We start from the raw sequence: 22,244 nt of genomic DNA on the forward strand, positions 1-22,244 counted from the left end.
TAAAGAGGAAGCGTGATGTTTGAAAGTAAATCGAAAGAGGAAGCAACAAAAGAGATTTTAAACAGTGTCAGTGAGTACTATAAAAAATTTATGCTAAAGCCCGAATACAAAGACGGGGAGCGAATCAGCTATGCGAGCCGTGTATTTGATGACAAAGAGATGATGAATCTTGTCGATTCTGCTTTGGAATTTTGGCTTACGAGCGGACGTTATACAGATCAATTTGAAAAGCGGCTTGGAGAGTATCTTGAAACACCATTTGTTTCTCTTGTGAACTCCGGTTCATCAGCAAATCTTTGTGCATTTATGGCTCTTACAAGCCCGTTATTAAAAGAACGTCAGATTAAGCGCGGGGACGAAGTAATCACTGTTGCCTGCGGTTTCCCTACAACCGTAACTCCGATTTTACAGTACGGGGCAATTCCCGTTTTTGTTGATGTAACGATTCCTCAATATAATATTGATGTAACGCAGCTTGAAGCGGCATTAAGCTCAAAAACCAAGGCTGTAATGATTGCACACACACTCGGCAATCCCTTTGATTTGAAAGCGGTAAAGGACTTCTGTACAAAACATAACTTGTGGCTTGTAGAAGATAACTGTGATGCTCTAGGCTCAAAATACACAATTGACGGCAAAGAAAAGTTCACCGGCACAATCGGCGACATAGGTACTTCAAGTTTTTATCCGCCTCACCATATGACTATGGGCGAGGGCGGCGCTGTATATACGCATAACCCGCTTTTACATAAAATCGTTCGCTCAATGCGCGACTGGGGACGCGACTGCGTATGCCCGAGCGGAAAAGACAACCTTTGCGGTCATCGTTTTGACAAGCAGTTTGGAACACTTCCGCTTGGATACGACCACAAATATACGTACAGCCATTTCGGTTATAATCTAAAAGCAACAGACTTGCAGGCGGCAATCGGCTGTGCGCAGCTTGAAAAATTCCCGAGTTTTGTGGAAAAACGACGCGCAAACTGGCAGCGGCTTTATGACGGCCTTAAAAACTTACAGGACAAGCTCATTCTGCCGGAAGCCGCGCCGGACAGCACGCCGAGCTGGTTCGGTTTCATGATGACGTGCCGGGAGAACGTGAACCGCTTCGAGCTTGTAAAGAAAATCGAAGGGCAGAACATCCAGACGCGCGCGCTTTTTGCAGGAAACCTGACGCGCCACCCGTGCTTTGACCAGATTCGCGGAACGGACGCATATCGTGTCGTCGGTGATTTGTCCGTAACAGACCGGATTATGCGCGACACGTTCTGGATCGGTGTGTATCCCGGTATGACGGACAAAATGATTGACAGAATGATTTCCGTAATCAAACGAAGCGTTCGTGGTGTTAACTGATGAAGCAGCGGGTAGCTGATTATATTGCAGCATTTTTAATAAAGAACAATATTACGGATATCTTTACCGTTACCGGCGGCGGTGCGATGCATCTGAACGATGCGTTCGGTCATAATGATGTACTGCATTGCGTTTATAACCATCACGAACAGGCATCTGCGATGGCAGCGGATGCGTACGCACGAATACACGGTACTCCCGCAGTCGTTTGCGTGACGAGCGGTCCCGGAAGTATAAACGCTTTGAATGGGGTCACCGGTGCGTATCTTGATTCCATCCCTATGCTTGTCATTTCCGGTCAGATGAAGCGATCGTTAACCACTCGATATACAGGGTTGAAAGTCAGATCTCTGGGCGGGCAGGAGTTTGACATCATTGGAGCCGTCGGCGGAATGACCAAATACGCCGAAATGATTGTTGATGAATCCATGATTCGCTATTGTCTGGAAAAAGCTTTTCATACGGCAGTTTCCGGTAGACCCGGACCGTGCTGGTTGGACATACCGCTTGATATTCAAAGTGCGTACGTCGACGATTCGACTTTAAAAGGATATGAACCCTTCGTACGGTCTGCTGATGACGGTTTTCTCTTTGAAGCAGTACGAACGGTCGTCGAAAAATTACGTACGGCGAAGCGACCCGTGTTATATGCGGGCAACGGTATCCGATTATCCGACGGGATGGGATTGTTTGCCGCACTCGTTGAAGCATTGCAAATTCCCGTTGTAACGTGCTGGAACAGTATCGATCTTATTTCCAGTGACGACGCGTGTTATTGCGGCCGCGGCGGTACGATGGGTGATCGCGCCGGCAATTTTGCAGTTCAAAACAGCGATCTATTGATATGTATCGGTACTAGACTAAGCGTGTATCAAGTCGGTTATAATGTAAAAACATGGGCTCGTGCCGCTTATACGGTCGTCGTTGATATCGATCCTGAAGAATTACGGAAACCTACCGTTCGGATAGATTTACCCGTTTGTGCCGATGCGGCACAGTTCATGTCCGCTTTATTGGAGTCCGTGAGGACGGATCTGCGGAGCGGTACTTCTCCATGGTTGAAACAGTGCGGGGACTGGAAACATCGTTATCCGGTCGTCGGCAAAAAATCGGGACGGGCAGATGATGCGGTAAACGTATATACGTTTATGGACACGCTGAGTCGGGCTTTACCTGAGGGAGCGCTTACCGTTGTTGCCAACGGATCTGCCAGCGTAGTTGGCAGTCAGTCGTATTATATAAAGAAAAACAGCCGATTTATAATGAATTGTGCAGTATCTTCCATGGGTTGGGATTTACCTGCAGCCATAGGAACTTGCGTTGCTGCCGGAAAATCTCCGGTATATTGCATCGCCGGGGACGGCAGTATCATGATGAATTTGCAGGAATTGCAAACTATTTCTACCAACAAGCTGCCGATAAAGATTTTTATTATCAATAACGGCGGATATCATCAAATCAGACAGACTCAGAATAATATCTTTCATAATGGACTCGTCGGAGTAGGGCCTGAAAGTAATGATTTGGGGTTTCCCGATTTTAAGCAGTTGGCGTCTGCTTTCGATATTCCGTACTGCCGCATTGAAACGCAGTCGCAATTGAATGGTACCGTACATGAAATTATCCGTTTTTCAAATGCTATGATATGCGAAATTTTCGTTTCCACGGATCAGGTGTTCGAGCCGAAATCTGCAACGAAGAAATTGGCGGACGGGTCCTTGTTTTCACCGCCGCTGGAGGATATGTCTCCGTTTCTCTCCCGTTCGGAATTGGCAGAGAACATGTATATACCGCTGGTTTCCGAATAGGCGTGCCCTTACGGCATCGTTTTTAAGTATAAATTGTTTTTTGCAGGGATATTATGAATGATCTGTTTTTGATGGATTGTACGCTTCGCGATGGTGGATACGTTAACGATTGGAAATTCGGCGCGGGCAGTATAAAAAGCATATTCAGCCGCTTGGATAAAGCGAATATGGATATGATAGAAGTCGGTTTTATTGATGATCGACGTCCGTACGATCCGGATCGCTCCATATATCCGGATACGAAATCGATAGATCCGGTTTTTAAGAACATGCAGAAACCTCATGCGTTAGTATGCGCCATGATCGATTTCGGAACCTGCAACATAGAAAATATCTCTCCGGCATCGGAATCGGTTATCGACGGTATCAGAATTATTTTTAAGAAACATCGACAAGATGAAGCGCTCGCGTTTATTCGGCAAGTAAAAGAAAAAGGATATAAGATCTTTATAAATCCGGTTTCCGTTACGAGTTTCAGTGACGAAGAATTGATCTCATTGATCACAAAAATCAATGAGATAGACCCTTATGCGGTTACTATCGTGGATACTTATGGGCTGATGCACAGTCGGGAAGTTCTGCACTATTGCAACGTTATGGATACGTATCTGAATAAAGGAATAATATTGGGGTATCATGCCCATAATAATTTTCAGTTAGCTTATTCCAATGTGATAGCGGTAGTCGATAATATAAAAAACAGACCTCTGGCGGTGGATGGGACGCTGTTCGGCATAGGGAAAAGTGCCGGTAATGCCTGTACGGAACTCATCGCGATGTATCTGAATGAATTTTACAGAAAAAACTATGATATCAATCAAATTCAGGAAGCGATAGATATTGATATCACAAAAGAATTTAAAAAACAGGAATGGGGTTATCGTCCTCTGTTCTATATTTCAGCCTTACACGACTGCCATCCGGACTATGTTACCCAATTTCTTGATAAAAAGACACTTTCAGTAAAACAAATAAACGAGCTGTTGAAAAGGATACCTCAAGAAAAGAAATTGCTTTACGATAAGAATTTGGCCGAAACCCTCTATGAAGAGTATCAGAACAGGGAATTCGACGACAGAAAAATACTTGCGGAATTGAAAAAAATATTTGCAGACAGTCCCATTCTGCTGCTGGGTCCGGGAAAATCAATCGTTTCAGAAAAGGCTAAAATAGATGATTATATCCAAAAAAAACAACCTATACTGATCAGCGTCAATTTTTTAAACGACGAGTTTCCCATAGATTATGTATTTATGGGAAACGCAAAAAGATACAGCCAGTTTTTCAGCAGGATATATATAGAAAATTCCAAAGTGAAATTGATTTGCACTTCAAATATTACTGAAACAAAAGAAAAAATCGATTATAAAGTGGCCTACGCACCGCTCGTTACCGATGTGGATTGTATTCACGACAATCCGCTCGTATTATTGCTGAATCTTTTGATCAAATTGGATATAAAAAACGTTGCGATTGCGGGATTTGACGGATATATTCCCGATAACAGTAAAAATTACTATTCGGATTATACGTTCTTTTTATTTTGTCAGGAAAACGTTTTATTGCGAAATGAAGCCATAAAAAATTTCATTCGGAGTAAAAAAGATAAGATCAGTCTGTTCAGTATTACGGAATCACTCTATACGGAAGGTACTTGAAAAATGAATATAGAATCGCGCTTTAAAACCTATTCAGTTGATTTCGTGACAGATTTGACTCTTGCAAATTTGATAAACGATGAAACGGTTTATTTCGTAATAGATAAGAACGTATATACGCTATATGAATCGAAATGGCCCGTATTTAGAAAAGAGCGGTTGTATTTGTTGGATGCACTCGAGCAAAATAAGACGATGGATATCGTATTGTCAATTTGTGAAAAAATGACGGATATTGCTTCCAAGCGGAATACGTGCCTCGTATCGATAGGCGGCGGCATCGTGCAGGATATTACGGGATTCGTTGCCAATATTCTGTATCGGGGCATAAAATGGCTCTTCTTTCCTTCAACGCTTCTGGCTGCCTGTGATAGTTGTATCGGCGGAAAAACTTCCCTTAATTATAAGGGTTTCAAAAATTTACTGGGTACGTTTTACCCTCCTGATGAAATAAAAATTTATCCGGAATTCTTTAAAACTTTGTCACAGAAGGATTTTGCCAGCGGATTGGGAGAAGTGGTAAAGTTCAACGTTATGGCCGGAAAGAACGGAATCGATAATATCGAAAAGAATATCTGTAAACTTATAGAGAGGGACAATCCGACGATTACTTCATTCGTACGCAATTCCTTGGAATTCAAGAAAAGTTTTATAGAAGAAGATGAATTTGACAAAGGTAAACGGATACTTTTAAATTATGCCAATACGTTCGGTCATGCGTTTGAAGTTTCCAGTAATTATGGAATTCCGCACGGTTCCGCAGTTGCTTTGGGAATGATCGTTGCGAATACCGTTTCCGTAAACAGGGGATTATTAGACAGTACTTTTGCAAAAAGGATAGAAGACGTTTGTAAGAAAATTCTTCCCGTAAGGTTTGATGCTCAGTGGTTCGATAAAGATATAATCATCACGGCTGTCAAAAAAGATAAAAAACAGGTAAACGATACTATCCGTGCCATATTGTTACACGACGATTTGTCTCTTGATATGTACACCGATATTGAAGAACGGGAAATAGTTTCCGCTCTTGAAAAACTGCAGACCGTTTTACCGTAGATCGTTATTGAAGCAAATTTATCGGAATGCCTTAATGAAAAAATTACTTATTACCGGTGCCACGGGAATGATCGGCTCGGCGATCGTCCGGCAGGCATTGAAACAGGATTATGATGTTACGTGCATAGTCCGTGAAAATTCGAACCGTGAAAACAACCTTCCTGAAGATAGATATTGTCATATCGTCGTATGCAATAGTGATGCATACGCTACCGTTTCTTTGTCCGGTACTTATGATGTTTTCATTCATTTAGCTTGGGCAAACACCGCCGGGGCAGGTAGAGATGATGTGGCAGTTCAATTTCAGAATATCCAAAGCACACTCGATGCGGTACGACTTGCGTTTCAATGCGGGTGTACCGTTTTTATCGGTGCGGGTTCTCAAGCCGAGTACGGTGTGCAGGAAAAATCGTTAACGGCTGATATGCCGGTAAATCCTGAAAGCTGTTACGGTATTGCAAAATATACGGCAGGTAAATTTGCCGCAAGATTATGCGAACAGCTGCGGATAAAATTCAATTGGCTGCGTATTCTCAGTGTGTATGGTCCGCACGATGCTCCTTATACATTAATTTCATACGTCGTTTCGGAGTTGAAAGCCGGCCGCTCTCCCGAACTCACTCGGTGTGAGCAGATTTGGGATTATCTGTATTGCGATGATGCCGCGATGGCTTTTTTGGCTGTTGCCGAAAAAGGGGTAAGCGGAAAAACGTATCCTTTGGGGAGCGGAACGGGCAGAAAACTTTCGGAATACATGAATATGGTAAGATGTATAGTTAATCCCGATATATCTTTGTCGTTCGGAAAAAAGCAGTATTATCCGCACCAACCGATGTATTTGGTTGCGGATATAACGGAGCTTTCGCAGGATACCGGATGGAAACCTGAAATTGAATTTCAAGAAGGAATAAAAAGAATAGTTGGTAGTGCAGATTATCTATAGTGGTGGTATAGTATCGTTCATATAATACTTTACATTGTTTCAGTATAAAACACTAAACAATGATATCGTTTTTGTTCATGTTAGGAACAAATAAAGGTTTTTATAAAATTCCGTAAATACATTGATAAATCTGGTTTTAAATTAAATATATATTGCTGTTATACGGAAAATAAGAAAGTGGATGAAAATATATCTGTTTGCTGTGCTCTCCAATGCGATCGAATGTAAGTATCAGGTTGGTGAATATTTATAATAAAAGAATATCTATAAGAGATCTAATAACACTGTTTTGCTATTTATATCCAGAAAAAGATCTTTATACAGAGATTGCAACGCAGAAAAAATGAAAATCAGTACATGGAATCAAAATCAACTACCGATATCCTTGATAATAATAAATTACATAGCCTTACGTGGAAATAAACAGTTCTAATTTAAGTTGGATTTAAGAAAATGTTAGACTTGTATAAAGAGTAACAGTTGTTTAATAGATGTCTTTTATTTGGAGCTCTATGTCTCATACTAACAATCAAAATGTAAAAGATCTTTTTGCCACTCTTATAAATCAGTTATGGAGGCTTGTCAGTGGTCCAATAACAATGATTTTGATCCCTTTTTTTCTTTCTGCAGAGCAGCAAGGATATTGGTATTTATTCAGTAGCATTTCTGCGCTGTCAATTTTTGCAGATCTCGGTTTCAGCAATATTATTCTTCAGTTTAGTGCTCACGAATATGCATTCTTATATTTTAATGATAAAAAGTTTCTTGAAGGTGATGATAATCATCTTAATAAACTGGCGACATTTTTTAAGTTTACATTAAAATGGATTGGAACTATTAGTGTTTTTGTGTTTCCCATTATTTATATAATTGGTTTGGTTTATTTTATAAGAGATGGAGTTTTTTCAATATATATTATTCCGTGGACGATTTATGCTATAGGATCTCTCATAAACTTTTTTAATACATCTGTTCTTTCTTTTATTGAGGGGCTAAATAAAATAGAGGAAGTTCAGAAAATACGTTTTTTTGTAAGTGTTATAAATACAGCTATTGTTGTTTTGGTGTTGATATTACGCGGAAATATATATGCCATTTCTTTAGGAATCTTTGTAAGCTCTTGTACTATTTTTATAAATGTTTTTGGTAAATTTAGAAACTTCTTAAAGCAACTTTGGGAAATCTCTAAGATCACGAAGTATCCATGGCGTAAAGAAGTAATGCCGCTTTTTATAAAATATGCGTTAAGCTTTTCAAGCGGTTATTTTATTTTTCAAATATACACACCTCTAATGCACTTATTTCATGGTCCCATTTTCAGCGGAAAAGTTGGAATAACGCTTGCGCTAATTAATGCAATATTTAACTTGGGAAATGTTTGGATATACACAATTATACCAAGAATGAATATGCTTGTGTCAAAAAAGGACTGGAGGAGTCTTGACAGATTATTTACAAAACGACTTCTGTTGTCATTGGGGACATATTTTTTTATAGGTGTCGGAATCGTTATTTTTATAAAAATTTTTGGAAGTTTTTGGATTGTTCCTAAAATTATTTCAAGATTTTTGCCTGCTACATCTATAATTGTTTTATATCTGTGTTATTTTATCCAGCTTATTGTAAATTCCTTGGCGATATACTTACGAGGACACAAACAAGAACCTTACATGGTTATGTCAATAATAAGTGCTGTTTGGATAGCTTGTACAACTTTTATAATAGGAAAGTTTTTGCCGGTAGAGATGTTTTTCTGTGGATTTTTAAGTATGCAGATTATAGGATTACCGATTTCTTATTTAATTTACAAAAAACACAAAAATAAATGGCATAAAGAGGATTTTGAAAATGTCGAATAAACCTTTACTAAGTATTTGTATACCGACTTATAACAGGGTGGAATATCTAAAAAAGAGTCTGGATTCTATAATAAATTCCACTGGGTTTAATGAATTTGAGGTAGAAATAGTAGTATCGGATAATGCATCTACAGATGGCACGAGAGAAGTTGTTTTAGGCTATTCTACTCGACATTCTAATATTAAATATTTTAGGAATGAAGAAAATATAAGAGATAAAAATTTCCCAATGGTTATTTCTGAGGCGACAGGCTTATTTAGAAAACTTTGTAATGATACTTTATTGTTTGAGAAAGATACTGTCAGAAGAATATTAGATATTATAAAAGAGAATTATTTAGAAAAACCTGTAATTTTTTTTAATAATAAAAATTATGGATACATAAAGGTATTTTCTCTGGAAGATTTTTTAAATAAGGTCAGTTTTAATATTACTTGGATTGGCGGGCTTGGGGTTTGGGATGATTTCTGTTCTAATATTTTTAACGACTTTGAGGGGTGCAATCAATCTTTATGGCAGGTTCCTTTTGTGTTGAATTACGTAGATCAGAAAAAAAATTGTTTGATAGTAAACGAACATTTCTGTACAATTCAGACTATTGAAAAGAAAGATATTTCATATGGTTTATATAAAGTATTTTATGAGAATTATCTGGGATTTATAAAAGCATACGTAAGTAAGGGCTTGGTCTCGCAATCTTGTCTTGATTTTCTTGAAGAAGATTTATTGTTCAATTTTTTCCCGATATGGTTGTATAAGTTTGAAAGACAAGATAAATGTCTTGATTATTTGAAAGACGAAAACCTTTTTGAATTAGTTTTAAATGCTTATAAAGGGAAAAAATATTATAGAAAATTTATATTTAGGTATAATTTTTTTAAAATAAAGCAATTTATAAGGAAAATTTTAAAATAAAAATTAATTTATTTCTAATTTAATGAAAATGTAATTAGTAAGATTATTTATTAAATACTACCTAAAAAAAAGGAGGCAAAAATGGTTAAAATGGGGGGGGGGGGTATTAAGATTTTCTCTTATTGTTAACTTATTTTTCTTGTTAGGGTTTACTGGATTTATAATTTATAAATTTGATTTGATAAAATCCAAAATTCAGAATTACCATCAAAAATTAGTCCTAAAAAATGAAATTTCGGAATCAGTTTTAAGAACTTTTAATAATGATATTTTTGATGATCTTGTAAATAATGAATTTATTATAAATCCAGCTTATGAAACAGTAGAATTTCTTTTTCTTGGAAATTCTCTTACATATTGCGGTATGCCTGAAGAAGAGCCTGATAAGACAAGGAGAGGTCTCGCAGCTACAAAAGTGGAAAATGATTATGTTCATAAACTTATTTTTGCCTATGCTGCAAAATATGGTGTAAATATAAGATTTTCAGTTGTAAATATTGCTGATTTTGAAAGAGGATTTGTCCAAAATCCCTTTAATGAAAAACAATTGCAAAAAGTACAAGTTAAAAATCCGGATATTGTAATTTTTCAGATTGGGGAAAATGTCAGTCGAGATGATATTATACGGAATGGAAAGCTCTTTTTAGAGCGCTATTCAGAATTGGTAAATTATTTTAAGGAGTCAAGACGGGTTGTTTGCCTTCCATTCTGGCCCGATAAAGAGAAAATCAATGTAATTACAGAAGTAGCTTTAACTACAGGTTCTATAATATGTGACTTAAGCCATCTCGGAAGCGGGATAGATTCAGAAAATTTTGCTTCAAGTTATAAAAATTATAAACAACCGGGTGTAGGTGCACATCCTGGAGATGTGGGAATGGATAGGATTGCAAAAAACATCCTGTCTGTTATTAATCAGTGAATAACTACAAATAGAAGAAATTGAGAAAATTATTGAGTAGTTCAGGATGGTTTTTTGGAGATTGGGATTTATAAAACCAATATTATTCAAAAGAAGAATTAGACGATAAGAAGGAAAAAAAATGTTTTTAAACACTCTTAAGTCAAAAATATTCCGTAAATTTTTTCGTCTGTGCAATAAACATAATTTTGCTAGTATTGTAAACATGTGTGATATAAATCGTGTTCAAGTAGGTCGTAAAACCTATGGAGCAATAAATGTTACGGATTTTTCACCAGTTGATACAAAATTGATAATCGGAAGTTATTGTTCTATCGCACCCGGCGTACAGTTTTTACTGGGAGGAGAGCATAATTTGGACACGATTTCTACATATCCATTCAATGTAAAACTGTTTGGCATTCCTCGTGAGGCAGGAAGCAAAGGAAATATTATCATTAAGGATGATGTTTGGATAGGACAAAACGCTATAATCTGTTCCGGCGTACATATAGGGCAAGGAGCGGTGATAGCTGCCGGAGCCGTCGTAACCAAAGATGTTGAACCTTATGCAATCGTAGCGGGAAATCCTGCAAAACTTATCAGATATAGATTTAATGAAAACTTACGAAAAAAATTGGAACAAACAGATATTTCTGCTTTGTTTGATAAATTCACAGTTACTGATATACCGCTTATATATGAAAAACTTGATGAGATTGTATTGGATAAAATTTTAAATAAAAGCAGTGATTTTATCAAAATGACACAGGAAAGGTATTGATGATATCAAAACCGAGAATATTGGCTTTTTATTTGCCGCAGTATCATCCGATTTCGGAAAATAATCAGTGGTGGGGTACGGGTTTTACGGAATGGACGAATGTAGGTAAAGCTCGTCCCTTGTTTCCCGGACATAAACAACCTAAAGTACCGACGGAATTGGGCTATTACGATCTAAGGGTACCCGAGGTTCGGGAGCTTCAAGCCCAAATGGCCAAAGATGCCGGAGTGGAAGGATTCTGCTATTGGCATTATTGGTTCGGTGAAGGAAAACAATTATTGGAAAAACCTTTGCAGCAAATAATCTCATCGGGTAAACCTGATTTTCCTTTTTGCTTGGGTTGGGCAAATGAGAGTTGGTATGCGAAAGTCTGGTCAAAAGATAAATCAAAAGATAAATTATTGATTGAGCAAAAATATTGCGGCTTGGAAGATTACAAGGAACATTTTGAAACCATATTACCGATTTTAAAAGATAAACGGTATGTAAAGGTGAACGGAAAACTTCTATTTCTTATTTATAAGCCCGATGATTTTGCTGACTGCCCAACGTTCATTAATTATTGGCAGGAGTTGGCAAAAGCAGAAGGGCTACAAGGTTTCCATTTTATAGCAAGTGCAAAAAGAAATACCAATGATTTTGAGAAATATTTGAAATCTGGGTTTGATGCCGTTTTTACCGATCGAATGTGGCTCGGTGCTAAAGCGTTACGGAGGGATAAACCGCTGTCGCTCGTCAAAGTGTTATTGTTCAAATTTTTAAAGATTCCCCGATTGGTAAATTATAAGGAAATTGTCAAATATGCAGTTTCTGAAAAAGATAAGAGAAATGATTTTTATCCCGGCATAGTATGTACTTGGGATCATACTCCCCGAAGCGGAAGAAACGGAATGGTTTTCATTAATTTTTCACTTAAACTATTCAAAGAACATATTTGTACCGTATTGGAATTGGTAAAGAATAAGCCTGAACAGGAACAAATTGTTTTCCTAAAGTCCTGGAATGAATGGGGAGAGGGGAATTTTATGGAACCTGATATCGAGTACGGTAAAGGTAAAGTGGATACTTTAAAAGAAGCCATACACTCAATTTATAAGTAAAAATCATATATATTATGAGTATTTATATATTCTTTTTGATGTCGTTATTTTTTATCTGCTTGAGTGCTTATGGTAGAAACGTATCAAACGGATTTATTTCATTCATGTTTATTTCATTATTCATTTTCTCTGCTTTTCGGTATGATGTCGGAGTCGATTTTAATGCATATTTAACGATATTTTCAGAACCGGACAAACTTTATACCCAAGAGAAAGGTTTTATGCTGATAAATTCCCTGTTAAAGAATATGGGATTTTCTTTTCAATCTGTTGTGATACTTCATAGTGCGTTAACTCTGTTTTTTGTCAAAAAGTTTATCGATCAAGAATCTAAAAATATTCTTTTATCGGTTTTCATTTTTTTTACATATACTCCTTTCTTTTTGGGAACGTTCAATACGCTCAGGCAGGCTCTTGCAATTTATATTTTTTTATATGCTACTGTATATATCAGGAAAAGAAAATTTCTACAGTTCCTGATAATTATATTACTTACCAGTTTTTTTATTCATTTTTCCATTTTAATCGTTATACCGTTGTATTTTTTTTGCCATAAAAAAATTGCAAAAAATCTGAAATTCATTTTGTGCCTTTTGATTACCTTACTGGGATTATGTATAAATCCGATTTTAGAACATACTCCGTATGCAATCTATTTATTAGTTGATTTACCTGATAATATTTTATCACCGGTTTTCATCTTTAATATTGTTGTTTGTACCTTTATCTTGGTATTTCTTAAAACGGAAAAAGATCATGAACTGATTTATAATTTGTGCTTTTTTTCCCTCTGTTTATTGATACTTTGCGTTATTCTAAGGAAATCACCTGTTTATATAGTAATCAGCAGAATAAATGAATATTTTTTACCATCTATAATTATCTTAATTCCGGATCTTATTTTTTCAAAGAAAAATACAAAATATTCCAAACTATTGTATGTGGGCTGTCTTCTGGTATTCGGTTCAATATTCATTCTTTCCATACTTCTTAATGGATCGGCTAACGGATTGGTTCCATATAAGAACTTCGTAGGTTCGTATCAAAATACGGAGATATTTGATTTTTGCTTTTTTGTATCTTCGTTTTGTTTTTATGCATTTTTTCAACTTTGGTCGATAAAAAAATATCCCATTCTGAAATCGTTTTAAGAGAGACCTGTAACAGTTAAAATTCTATTATTGCAAAGGTAAATAATTACCTCAATTTCAATAAAAAGAAGCTTCCTTTATGTTAAAAGTATTACTTGTATCTGCGTTTCCTCCCAATAGGCAAACTGCCGGACAGGATTATACGCGTCGGTTGGTTCTCGATTTACTTGGATATGGGCACGAGATTTCTCTTATATATGCGGCGTATCCGGGACACGCTGTCGAGTTACCATTGGAAGTTGAAATTCTCCACGTTATACGTACGTCGATCAGAAACTGTATCGGAAGATTGCCATACCATCCTTTTTATGCGAAGCGTATTGACGATGAAACTTTGCATTTACTGCGTTCCGTTGCCGATAATTTTGACGTATTGTATTTCGATTTTTCCCAAGTTCATCTGTATTCGCTGTACGTCAATCATCCGTGCAAGATTCTTATGTGCCACGACGTTATCAGACAGAAATTCAAGCGTTCGGGAATTTTGCACCTTCCGTTTATTGCTTTCGCGGAGCGTCAGACGCTCCTGTCGGCGCGGACGGTCGTAACATTCAGCAAGAAAGACAGTAATCTGTTAAAACAATATTACGATACGGACGCTTGTAATGTGAATTTTTATCTGAAATCGGAATCCCTTTCGTTTGACAATATGTCGATTGCTTCCGGTACTTTCTGCTTTTACGGTGCGTGGAACAGAAAAGAAAATTACCTGCCGTTGAAATGGTTTCTTAAAAAGGTTTATCCGCGGTTGAATAAGGAATTATCTTTTGTGATTATCGGCGGAGGATTGCGAACGGATATCAAACAGTTAATTTCCGCTATGGATAATGTCATTTGTCTCGGTTTTGTTGAGTATCCGATACTTGAAATCGCCCGCTGTCAGGCTTTGATTGCTCCACTCAGAAATGGAGCTGGCGTAAAAGTCAAAGTAATCGATGCCCTTTCCTGCGGTACTCCTGTTATCGGAACTGATGTGGCTTTTGAAGGAATTACGATTGATCCCGAAAACGACCTGTTCTTCAGCGCCGATACTGTCGGTGAATACGTACGTATAATTGACAATTGGAAAAACCGTACCGTTGCATGTAAGCAGCGCGCGAGTGCAAAATTCCGTTCAAAATATGATTCAAATCATTTTCCCGAATTGCTCGAAAAAATAGTTCAACAAGGAGTATCCACATGTTGACCGCTTCTGTCGTTCTTTTCAATACGCCGCGTACGCAGATAGACGTTTTACTTAAAAGCGTCGTCTCGTCAGCCGCAGTGGACACGTTCTATATAATCGACAATTCGCCGAGCGATCGTTGGCGTATATTGGAACGGGAATGGGGTAGTCGACTTCCCATTCGCTACATCCATAATGCGAATCTGGGATACGGTGCTGCGCATAATCTTGCCATGCAGGAAGCGATAGAGCGTGGTGCGGAATATCATGTCGTGCTGAATCCTGATATCCGTTTCAGTTCAGATGTTTTAAGTGCGGTCAGATCGTTTATTGACGGGAATCCTGACGCCGTGTGCGTATTACCGAAAGTTACGTATCCTGATGGTTCCCTTCAATATTTATGCAAACTACTGCCGACCCCGTTTGATTTGATTTTTCGCCGCTTCATACCCGCACGATTCGGAAGAAAACGTAACGATCGATATACTTTACGTGCTTCAGGTTACGAACATATTATGAATCCGCCGTGTCTTTCCGGTTGTTTTATGTTTCTTCGTCTTAGAACTCTGCGTGACAACGATATGTTTTTTGACGATCGTTTTTTCATGTATTTTGAAGATTTCGATTTGATACGTCGATTGCATCGTGTGGGTCGAACTTTATACTATCCCGCAGTGAGTATCGTTCATGATCATGCGCAGGAATCTTACAAAAGCCGTAAAATGCTCGTTGCACATATGAAATCGGCGTTCCGGTACTTCAATAAATACGGCTGGTTTTTCGATTGCGAACGGCGAAAAATGAACCGGAGAATTCTGGAAGAGATTGCGGCGTTCAATTCGGAGAATTCAGACTCCGTTTTATAAGATTTTTGTAAATTATGATGCAGTATCCCCTCTTTGAACAAGCTATCTTCTCTATCATTGCCGAACGGAACGGTCTCCGCTGCATTTCCGCCGTGATTTTGCCGGAATCCGCTCTGTCGGAAGCGAATCTGTATCTGCGTGCCGTTGCCGGTAAATCTGATGGGGATATGCCGTTTACCGTTCATTATCCGGCGGCAAATCAAGCTGAACTGATCGTACGGCAAACGAAAATTTTGTCGTTATGGACGGAGCGTCCCGTTTTCGCGTCGGAATGTGCCCCGATAATAAAAAAATTGGAACAAACCGTTTCTTTTTTGTCCGAATTGCTGGATGAAGACTGTGTCCGTGCAATCCCGCTTGAAAAACATGATATTCCCGTGCCGCCGGCCGGAATCGGTTCCGTATGGAGAGCTTTTCGCGACATTCCGAAATCGATTATGTATGATTTGTGTTTTTTTCACCAATCTTCCGTTATGCTGCTCAATGCCGATATCGGCGTTCGGGCGTAACCTCGGCTCGTTCTATGAGGGCCCCCGCTGTCCCGAACGATTCGCCAATCGGGCAAATTATGCTTGACACAGGCAGGCAAGAATTATATCCTACCATATAATATTACAAGATAAAGGGTGTTGGTATGTCTGCTGAACAGAAAGAAAGACTTGCAATGATCCGCCACAGTACGTCACATGTAATGGCGCAGGCGGTGCTCACGTTGTTTCCCGGCTCGAAAGTTGCTATCGGTCCGTCTATCGATAACGGTTTTTATTATGATTTTGAATTGACACGCCCGATAACCCAAGAAGATTTGGCCGCGATCGAAAAGGAAATGCGTAAGATCGTTTCCGGAAATCATGAATTCACACGTCGTGAAGTATCCCGTGCCGAAGCTTTAAAAATGTTTGCAGATCAGCCGTATAAAGTGGAACTGATCAACGATTTGCCCGCGGATGAACCGATTTCCGTGTACACGCAGGCCGGATTTACCGATTTGTGCCGCGGTCCGCACGTCGCGAATACGAAAGAAATAAACGCGCAGTCATTTAAATTGATGAAAACTGCCGGTGCGTATTGGCGCGGCGATGAAAAACGTCCGATGCTTACCCGTATTTACGGAACGGCGTGGGAAAAACCGGTGGAATTGAAAGCGTACGTGGATATGCTTGCCGAAGCGGAACGCCGCGATCATCGGAAAATCGGCAAAGAAATGGATCTGTTCCATATCGATGAAGATTCACCCGGTCAAATCTTCTGGCACCCGAACGGATGGACGATTTACCGCATTCTGGAAGATTACGTTCGTACAAAGATCAAGGCCGACGGCTACGTTGAAGTCAAGACGCCGTTCGTGATGCCGCAGTCTCTGTGGGAGCGTTCCGGTCATTGGGCAAAATATAAGGAAAATATGTTTATCACGGAGAGTGAAAAACGCATTTTCGCACTTAAACCCATGAACTGTCCCGGTCATATTGAAATTTTTAAGCAGCGTATCCGCTCCTATAAAGATCTGCCGCTGCGCATGGCGGAATTCGGCTCCTGCACCCGTAACGAAGCGTCCGGCGCGCTGCACGGTATCATGCGTGTGCGCGGATTCGTACAGGACGATGCGCATATTTTCTGTACCGAAGCGCAGATCCCGTCGGAAGTCGCCAAATTTTGTCATTTGCTCAAAGATATGTATAAAGATTTCGGTTTCACCGACGACAAGATTTTGGTTAAGTTTTCTACCCGTCCCGAAAAGCGCGTAGGCGACGACGCAACGTGGGATCGCGCCGAAGGAGCGCTTGCCGACGCTTGTAAACAGGCGGGCCTTGCGTATGAAATACAGCCGGGAGAAGGCGCTTTCTACGGACCGAAATTGGAATTTACGCTGGTGGACGCACTGGGTCGGGAATGGCAGTGCGGAACCATTCAGGTGGACTATCAGCTGCCTTCCGCTGAACGCCTGAACGCCGAATATATCGGCGACGATAACGCGAAACATCATCCGGTCATGCTGCACCGCGCCGTTCTCGGTTCACTTGAACGTTTTATCGGTATCCTGATCGAAAATTTTGCCGGAGCTTTTCCGACGTGGCTGCACTATCAGCAGACTGTCGTAATTCCCGTTGCGCCGGCTTTTAACGGATATGCGGAAAAAGTGCAGGCGGCGCTGAAAGCGGCCGGTATCAGAAGCGACTGCGATTTGGGCAACGATCGAATGAACGCCAAGATCCGTCTGGCGCAGACGCAGAAAATACCGTATATGCTCGTCGTCGGAGAAAAAGAAGCCGCCGACGGAACCGTCGCCGTGCGCTTCCGCGACGGCCGGCCGCAGCAAATTATGTCTGTTGGAGATTTTACTGCGTACGTACGAGAGACCGTTGAAAATCACGTCGTCGGTATATAAGAATACCGCGCCGGCCTGCAGCAGCAGCGCGCGTCGGTAAAAAAGACGAAAGCCCGGAACAATTGGAACGTGCGTCAAAAGCGGAATAACGCTTTTGGCCGTACGCTTCGGAACGTTCCGGGCTTTTTATTTTATCGTGCATCTCCGTTCCGTTTTGCCGTGCCCGCTTTAGGGCAGCGTCAGCCGCGCGGCGCACGTGATAATTCCGGTGTCGAAAAATCCCGTTTCGGCAACGGTTCCGGCTGCGAGGTTCCCGAGCGGAACGTACCCTCGTATTTCGATACCGGCTTTCCAGCCGTTCGGCAACAACATATTCCAGCCGAAAAGCAATTCAGGATATAAGAACCGCAAATCATTCCAGAACCAGTGATTGATTTTCTTTACCGCGTCGGCCGCCGTGAGCTGTGTTGAATTGGGAAACGCCGAATCACCGTATTCGTCTGAACCGACGTTTCCCGCCAGAAATCCGTATCGTATGAGAAACGCAATTCCTGCTCCCGCAAAGAACGTGTGCCTGTGCACGTTGATTGAAAATACCGCCGGTACGTCCAGAAGCAGGGACGGTACCCATGCCGTTCTGTTTTCTATTTCGGCAGGCAGCGCGCTTCCGTTCGCGACGATGCTGTTCCATAAATAGTACTGCATGAAAAAAGAAACGCGCGGTTCAAACGAAACCCAGCCTCCGGCGGGAAATTGTAAACCGAAACCGAGTGAAAATAAAATCGGAGAAGGCGCGCTTACCGTTTTTGCGGCGGTATTCTGCATGGCATTGACGCCGGCCGTAAAAAAGAATGAGAGCGGGAGCGGCGTTTTATCCGGCAGAACGGCTTCCGAACTCGCTTCCGCTGCCGGCGACTGTACTGTTACCTGCGGCTGTGCGGTTACCGGCGCAGTACCTTCCGCTGCCGGCGACTGCGCAGAGAGAACCGCGGCGGACAGCAGTATTAATATGATAAAAACCTTTTTCATAACACTCCTGTGAGCAGTTTTTGAAGATCGACCGCAATAAAGCCGCTGCGGCCGATTTTATAGAAATCGGATTCTTCCCACGCGACGTACAGTGTATCCGAGTTTAAGGCGAATTCACCGTATACGAATCCCGCAGGCAATTTGGGCAATCTGAATACGATTACCGGGGGACGGCCTTCCGCCGCACCGTTTTGAAAACCGGCCGCGTACGTCGTTCCGTCGGAAAACACCGCAACGGAAAAGCGTTCGGTTAACTGTGCGTTTCCCTGCGCCGTGTATCCCGTCGATTTAGGCTCATCCGAATTTTTATCATATAAAACGGGCGCCGCGCTGTATTCCGTTCTGCATGAAAGATAAAACGGAACCGTATCGGGAACGGCGTTAAACAGAAATTGCAGCCGTTCCGGTGCTTCGGAAAAATCACGGGGTTTTTGCGTTCTGCGGAACGCGTCCGCGTCGATTTCCGTAACCGTAACGGCGGCACTCTGCGCGTCGGGAACGGCTTCCGCCCCTGCTGCCGACGCAAATCGGAGGTACGAAAAAGACGTCCGTTCCGCTTCCGTTTTTTTCACTGCGCAGAACCATTCTCCGCCGTACAGCGAAATTCCGGTAACTTCCTGGTCCGGAGCGACTCCTATGTCTCCGGTTGTAAGCACCGGAATGCATAAGGCGGAGTCGGTATCAAAGCGGACGAGCAGCGGTCGGGAGCCGGCCGGTACCGTCTCCGTTTCCGCGTTAAAGTACGTGTTCCGATACAGATGGAACACGGGGCTGCCGTCCAAAAACAGCAGACGGTCGGCAGTTACCGCGGCAAAGATATCCGTATCGTTCGTGAGTATCGGTGTTCCGGATGAAAAATCGACGATGCCCAGCCTGTTTACGACGGCAATCGCCTTTGAGCCGGACGTCCCTGCCGAAGCTATCCGTACCGCTTCGGTCCACGGTTTTGCCGCCGTTTCAGGTGCGTGCTGCGGCGCGTCCGTTTGGGCAAAACCGTTCGGGGTAAAATAATACCACGCGTGCATACCGTATCCGGACATGCTGCTCGCCTGTTCCTCGGCCGCCGGTGCGGACTGTTTGACCGAACAGCCGGCGCCAATACAAGCCGATATAAGACACATATATAGATACCATTTTGAAGCTGCATGTTTCATCGGATATCAGTGTAACGCTCAATTCCCGTTATGACAAGTCCCGAATTTTCCGTTTTGATTGCGGGCAGATAGTACAATACGGTTTTCCCGCATAGAAACGCGTCCGGTTCCCGTCCGTCAGCTGCGATCAGTACCGCGGTGCGTCCGTCCGGTTCCGCCGATACCGGATACGAGCGCGGAACGTATCGGGAGTATATCCGGAGCGGCCTCGGTCCGTTCGTCGGCAGCGCGCTTTCCGGTACGGACGCGGTCTGCACGCCGGGGTACCGTATGGAACGGACGGAAAAGGACGCGGCCGCGATTCCCGAAACGATCCGGTTCCGGTCTATAAGCCACGGATCTCCGTCCGCTTCACTGCCGTCGGCGATCCGGCTTATTTCATACGTCAATCTCGTCCAATTGAAGAACGAACCGTAACGCCGGGTTCGGTCGGGATCGTCGGAGCCTGTCAGCAGCGCCTGAAACAGGTCGGCTGCGAATCCGTCCTGCCAAGTCATACGTACGGACGAGGGATATATGCAGCCGGCGGGATAAAAAAATACGAGCGCCGTACCGTCGTGTTCCGTGACCGGATACGCGCGGACCGGTACCGGAACGTTTTTCGGCACCGCCGCAATAAACCGCTTCGCCTCCGCGTTCAGGCGCACCGTTTTCAGCTGTCCGCCGTCCGGCAGCGTGACGAGCCAGCCTTTCAGTTCGGGATGCGTATCGGCAGGATAACAGGGCAGCTCGAACGCGGCCGTTTCGGAGGCCGTTCCGTCGGAGCCGGAAGATATCAGCGGATTTCCGCAGCCCGCGTACGGAAAAACGGCGGAAAACGCGGCGCATACGTATAAAATGATCGACAGGTATTTCATACGTATCAATATGGTATCGGGAAGCGCGAATCGTACGTTCTGCTGATAAAAATCCGGAACGCGCGGCCGGCCGCCGTTCGGCACGATGCGCATATTTTTCTTGACGGATACCGGCCGGTGTGTTTTACTGGTTACGGAGGTATGGGATGCTTTTTGAAGAAAACAGTGTCGTCGTCATGACCGGAGATTCCGTAACGGATTGCGGCAGAAATTATGCCGATTCGACGTGTTCTCCCGCCGCGCTGGGAAACGGCTACGTACAGTTGGTGCACGCGGCGCTGGCGGCTTATTGTCCCGAGCGGAACATTCTGATCCTGAACCGGGGTGTCAGCGGGGATACGTCCGAACAGCTGAAAGCCCGCTGGCAGAAAGACGTGCTGGGCGAACGGCCCGATTATATTTCGATCATGATCGGCGTGAACGACGTGTGGCGGCATTTCGACGGAACCGTGCGGCAGTCCGATTTCATTTCCGCTGAAAAGTATCGCGGCAATTACTGTGCGCTGCTGGATGCGGCGCTGCCTCAGGTTAAAGGTGTTTTGGTGATTTCTCCGTGCATGTTTGACCTCAATCGTTCCGATCCGATGGGGCGAATGGTACGCGAATATGCGGACGTTGCGCGCGCCGTTGCAAAAGAGTACGGGCAGCTGTATATCGACGTGCAGAACAGCATCGATTCGGTGTTGCAGCATCGGGCGAGCTGCGTCTATTCCGCGGACCGCGTGCATCCGACGCTGTGCGGGCACATGGTGGTCGCGCGCGCCGTTTTGGACGCGGTGACGAATTTGTAGCGTTTGCGCCGCTGCGTTTTCTCAGCGTCTTGACGGATAGTTTAGTATCATGATATTCTACTTGGACAAGTATTTTTTTATGTAAAGGATGGAAAAGCTATGCCACTTACCACATTTCTTCAGGCAGCAGGTTCTGGGTCGTTGTTAATGACCATTTTACCCTTCGGACTGATTATCGTTATTTTCTATTTTTTTATTATCAGACCTCAGAATAAAAAACAGAAAGAAACGGAAAAAATGATTGCAGCCGTTAAAAAAGGCGACAAAGTCGTTACGATCGGCGGTATTCACGGAGTCGTTTCTTCAACGAAAGAACAGACTGTTATCGTAAAAGTCGACGACGATGCAAAAATCGAATTCAGCCGCTCCGCTATAGCCTCCGTAGTTACCGATAAGGTTGAAAAACCGGTAAAGTCGGACAAAAAAATTGCTAAAGCAGAAGAACCGGCCGCCGCCGCGGAAACCGGTGCTGCCGAAGCGCCTGCAGCAGAAGAAAACAAATAAATTATTCTCCGGAGTTGATT

Annotated in this window: 20 protein-coding genes; 17 read left to right on the forward strand and 3 right to left on the reverse strand. The window is 42.3% G+C overall.

Translation table 11 applies throughout. From position 1 onward, the window contains the following. The first annotated feature begins 15 nt into the window (after positions 1-15). The 15 genes from rfbH (at position 16) to thrS (ending at position 17,949) form a co-directional block, all read left to right on the forward strand. Positions 16-1,356: a lipopolysaccharide biosynthesis protein RfbH gene (gene rfbH / locus TREBR_RS04120; protein WP_013757965.1), complete on the forward strand. Its 1,341-nt coding sequence runs from the start codon at positions 16-18 to the stop codon at positions 1,354-1,356. Next, positions 1,356-3,164: a thiamine pyrophosphate-binding protein gene (locus TREBR_RS04125; RefSeq protein WP_013757966.1), complete on the forward strand. Its 1,809-nt coding sequence runs from the start codon at positions 1,356-1,358 to the stop codon at positions 3,162-3,164. Before rfbH ends, TREBR_RS04125 begins: the two co-directional genes overlap by 1 nt. A gap of 53 nt (positions 3,165-3,217) precedes the next feature. Beyond that, a complete protein-coding gene (locus tag TREBR_RS04130) occupies positions 3,218-4,822 on the forward strand; it encodes an aldolase catalytic domain-containing protein (protein WP_013757967.1) in 1,605 nt (534 codons plus the stop codon). 3 nt (positions 4,823-4,825) lie between these two features. Continuing rightward, entirely contained in the window at positions 4,826-5,878 is a 1,053-nt protein-coding gene (locus TREBR_RS04135; RefSeq protein WP_013757968.1) for an AroB-related putative sugar phosphate phospholyase (cyclizing), read from the forward strand. A gap of 7 nt (positions 5,879-5,885) precedes the next feature. Further along, the gene (locus TREBR_RS04140; protein WP_215904835.1) at positions 5,886-6,821 is read left to right on the forward strand and encodes an NAD-dependent epimerase/dehydratase family protein; all 936 of its coding nucleotides are present in this window, start codon (positions 5,886-5,888) and stop codon (positions 6,819-6,821) included. 512 nt (positions 6,822-7,333) lie between these two features. Continuing rightward, positions 7,334-8,680, forward strand: a complete 1,347-nt coding sequence (locus TREBR_RS04145) for an MATE family efflux transporter (protein ID WP_013757970.1) — start codon at positions 7,334-7,336, stop codon at positions 8,678-8,680. Beyond that, positions 8,670-9,596, forward strand: coding sequence for a glycosyltransferase family 2 protein (locus tag TREBR_RS04150; protein WP_013757971.1), 927 nt, complete (start codon positions 8,670-8,672; stop codon positions 9,594-9,596). Before TREBR_RS04145 ends, TREBR_RS04150 begins: the two co-directional genes overlap by 11 nt. Positions 9,597-9,774: 178 nt before the next feature. Continuing rightward, positions 9,775-10,518: an SGNH/GDSL hydrolase family protein gene (locus TREBR_RS04155; RefSeq protein ID WP_041610322.1), complete on the forward strand. Its 744-nt coding sequence runs from the start codon at positions 9,775-9,777 to the stop codon at positions 10,516-10,518. A gap of 121 nt (positions 10,519-10,639) precedes the next feature. Then, entirely contained in the window at positions 10,640-11,281 is a 642-nt protein-coding gene (locus TREBR_RS04160; RefSeq protein WP_013757973.1) for a CatB-related O-acetyltransferase, read from the forward strand. Beyond that, positions 11,281-12,381, forward strand: coding sequence for a glycosyltransferase WbsX family protein (locus TREBR_RS04165; protein WP_013757974.1), 1,101 nt, complete (start codon positions 11,281-11,283; stop codon positions 12,379-12,381). Before TREBR_RS04160 ends, TREBR_RS04165 begins: the two co-directional genes overlap by 1 nt. A gap of 104 nt (positions 12,382-12,485) precedes the next feature. After that, on the forward strand, positions 12,486-13,532 hold the full coding sequence (locus tag TREBR_RS14775) for an EpsG family protein (RefSeq protein ID WP_041610323.1): 1,047 nt from the start codon (positions 12,486-12,488) through the stop codon (positions 13,530-13,532). Positions 13,533-13,611: 79 nt separating this feature from the next. Then, positions 13,612-14,718 carry a glycosyltransferase family 4 protein gene (locus TREBR_RS04175; RefSeq protein ID WP_013757976.1) on the forward strand — a complete coding sequence of 369 codons (1,107 nt, stop codon included), beginning with the start codon at positions 13,612-13,614 and terminating at the stop codon, positions 14,716-14,718. After that, complete coding sequence (locus TREBR_RS04180; protein ID WP_013757977.1) at positions 14,712-15,563, forward strand: glycosyltransferase; 852 nt, start codon at positions 14,712-14,714, stop codon at positions 15,561-15,563. The genes TREBR_RS04175 and TREBR_RS04180 overlap by 7 nt, the downstream gene beginning before the upstream one ends. Before the next feature lie 14 nt (positions 15,564-15,577). Continuing rightward, positions 15,578-16,072 (forward strand): hypothetical protein, encoded by a 495-nt coding sequence (locus tag TREBR_RS04185; protein ID WP_013757978.1) that lies wholly within the window; start codon positions 15,578-15,580, stop codon positions 16,070-16,072. Positions 16,073-16,197: 125 nt separating this feature from the next. Next, the gene (gene thrS, locus TREBR_RS04190) at positions 16,198-17,949 is read left to right on the forward strand and encodes a threonine--tRNA ligase (protein WP_013757979.1); all 1,752 of its coding nucleotides are present in this window, start codon (positions 16,198-16,200) and stop codon (positions 17,947-17,949) included. A 168-nt stretch (positions 17,950-18,117) separates the two neighbouring features. On the opposite strand, the gene TREBR_RS13515 is transcribed toward thrS, so the two are convergent. Genes TREBR_RS13515 through TREBR_RS04205 form a run of 3 tightly spaced genes read right to left on the reverse strand, consistent with a single transcriptional unit; the run spans position 18,118 to position 20,929 of the window. After that, entirely contained in the window at positions 18,118-18,918 is an 801-nt protein-coding gene (locus TREBR_RS13515) for a hypothetical protein (protein ID WP_013757980.1), read from the reverse strand. Next, the gene (locus TREBR_RS04200) at positions 18,915-20,072 is read right to left on the reverse strand and encodes a DUF8086 family protein (RefSeq protein WP_013757981.1); all 1,158 of its coding nucleotides are present in this window, start codon (positions 20,070-20,072) and stop codon (positions 18,915-18,917) included. Before TREBR_RS04200 ends, TREBR_RS13515 begins: the two co-directional genes overlap by 4 nt. Then, positions 20,069-20,929: a hypothetical protein gene (locus TREBR_RS04205; protein ID WP_156786598.1), complete on the reverse strand. Its 861-nt coding sequence runs from the start codon at positions 20,927-20,929 to the stop codon at positions 20,069-20,071. Before TREBR_RS04205 ends, TREBR_RS04200 begins: the two co-directional genes overlap by 4 nt. A 146-nt stretch (positions 20,930-21,075) precedes the next feature. On the opposite strand from TREBR_RS04205, the gene TREBR_RS04210 reads away from it, so the two are divergent. After that, on the forward strand, positions 21,076-21,720 hold the full coding sequence (locus TREBR_RS04210; protein WP_013757983.1) for an SGNH/GDSL hydrolase family protein: 645 nt from the start codon (positions 21,076-21,078) through the stop codon (positions 21,718-21,720). Positions 21,721-21,819: 99 nt separating this feature from the next. Further along, positions 21,820-22,224: a preprotein translocase subunit YajC gene (gene yajC / locus TREBR_RS04215; protein WP_013757984.1), complete on the forward strand. Its 405-nt coding sequence runs from the start codon at positions 21,820-21,822 to the stop codon at positions 22,222-22,224. Positions 22,225-22,244 lie beyond the last annotated feature (20 nt).

Origin of the sequence: Treponema brennaborense DSM 12168, assembly GCF_000212415.1 — a bacterium.
In the GTDB taxonomy this organism is placed as follows: Bacteria; Spirochaetota; Spirochaetia; order Treponematales; family Treponemataceae; genus Treponema_F; species Treponema_F brennaborense.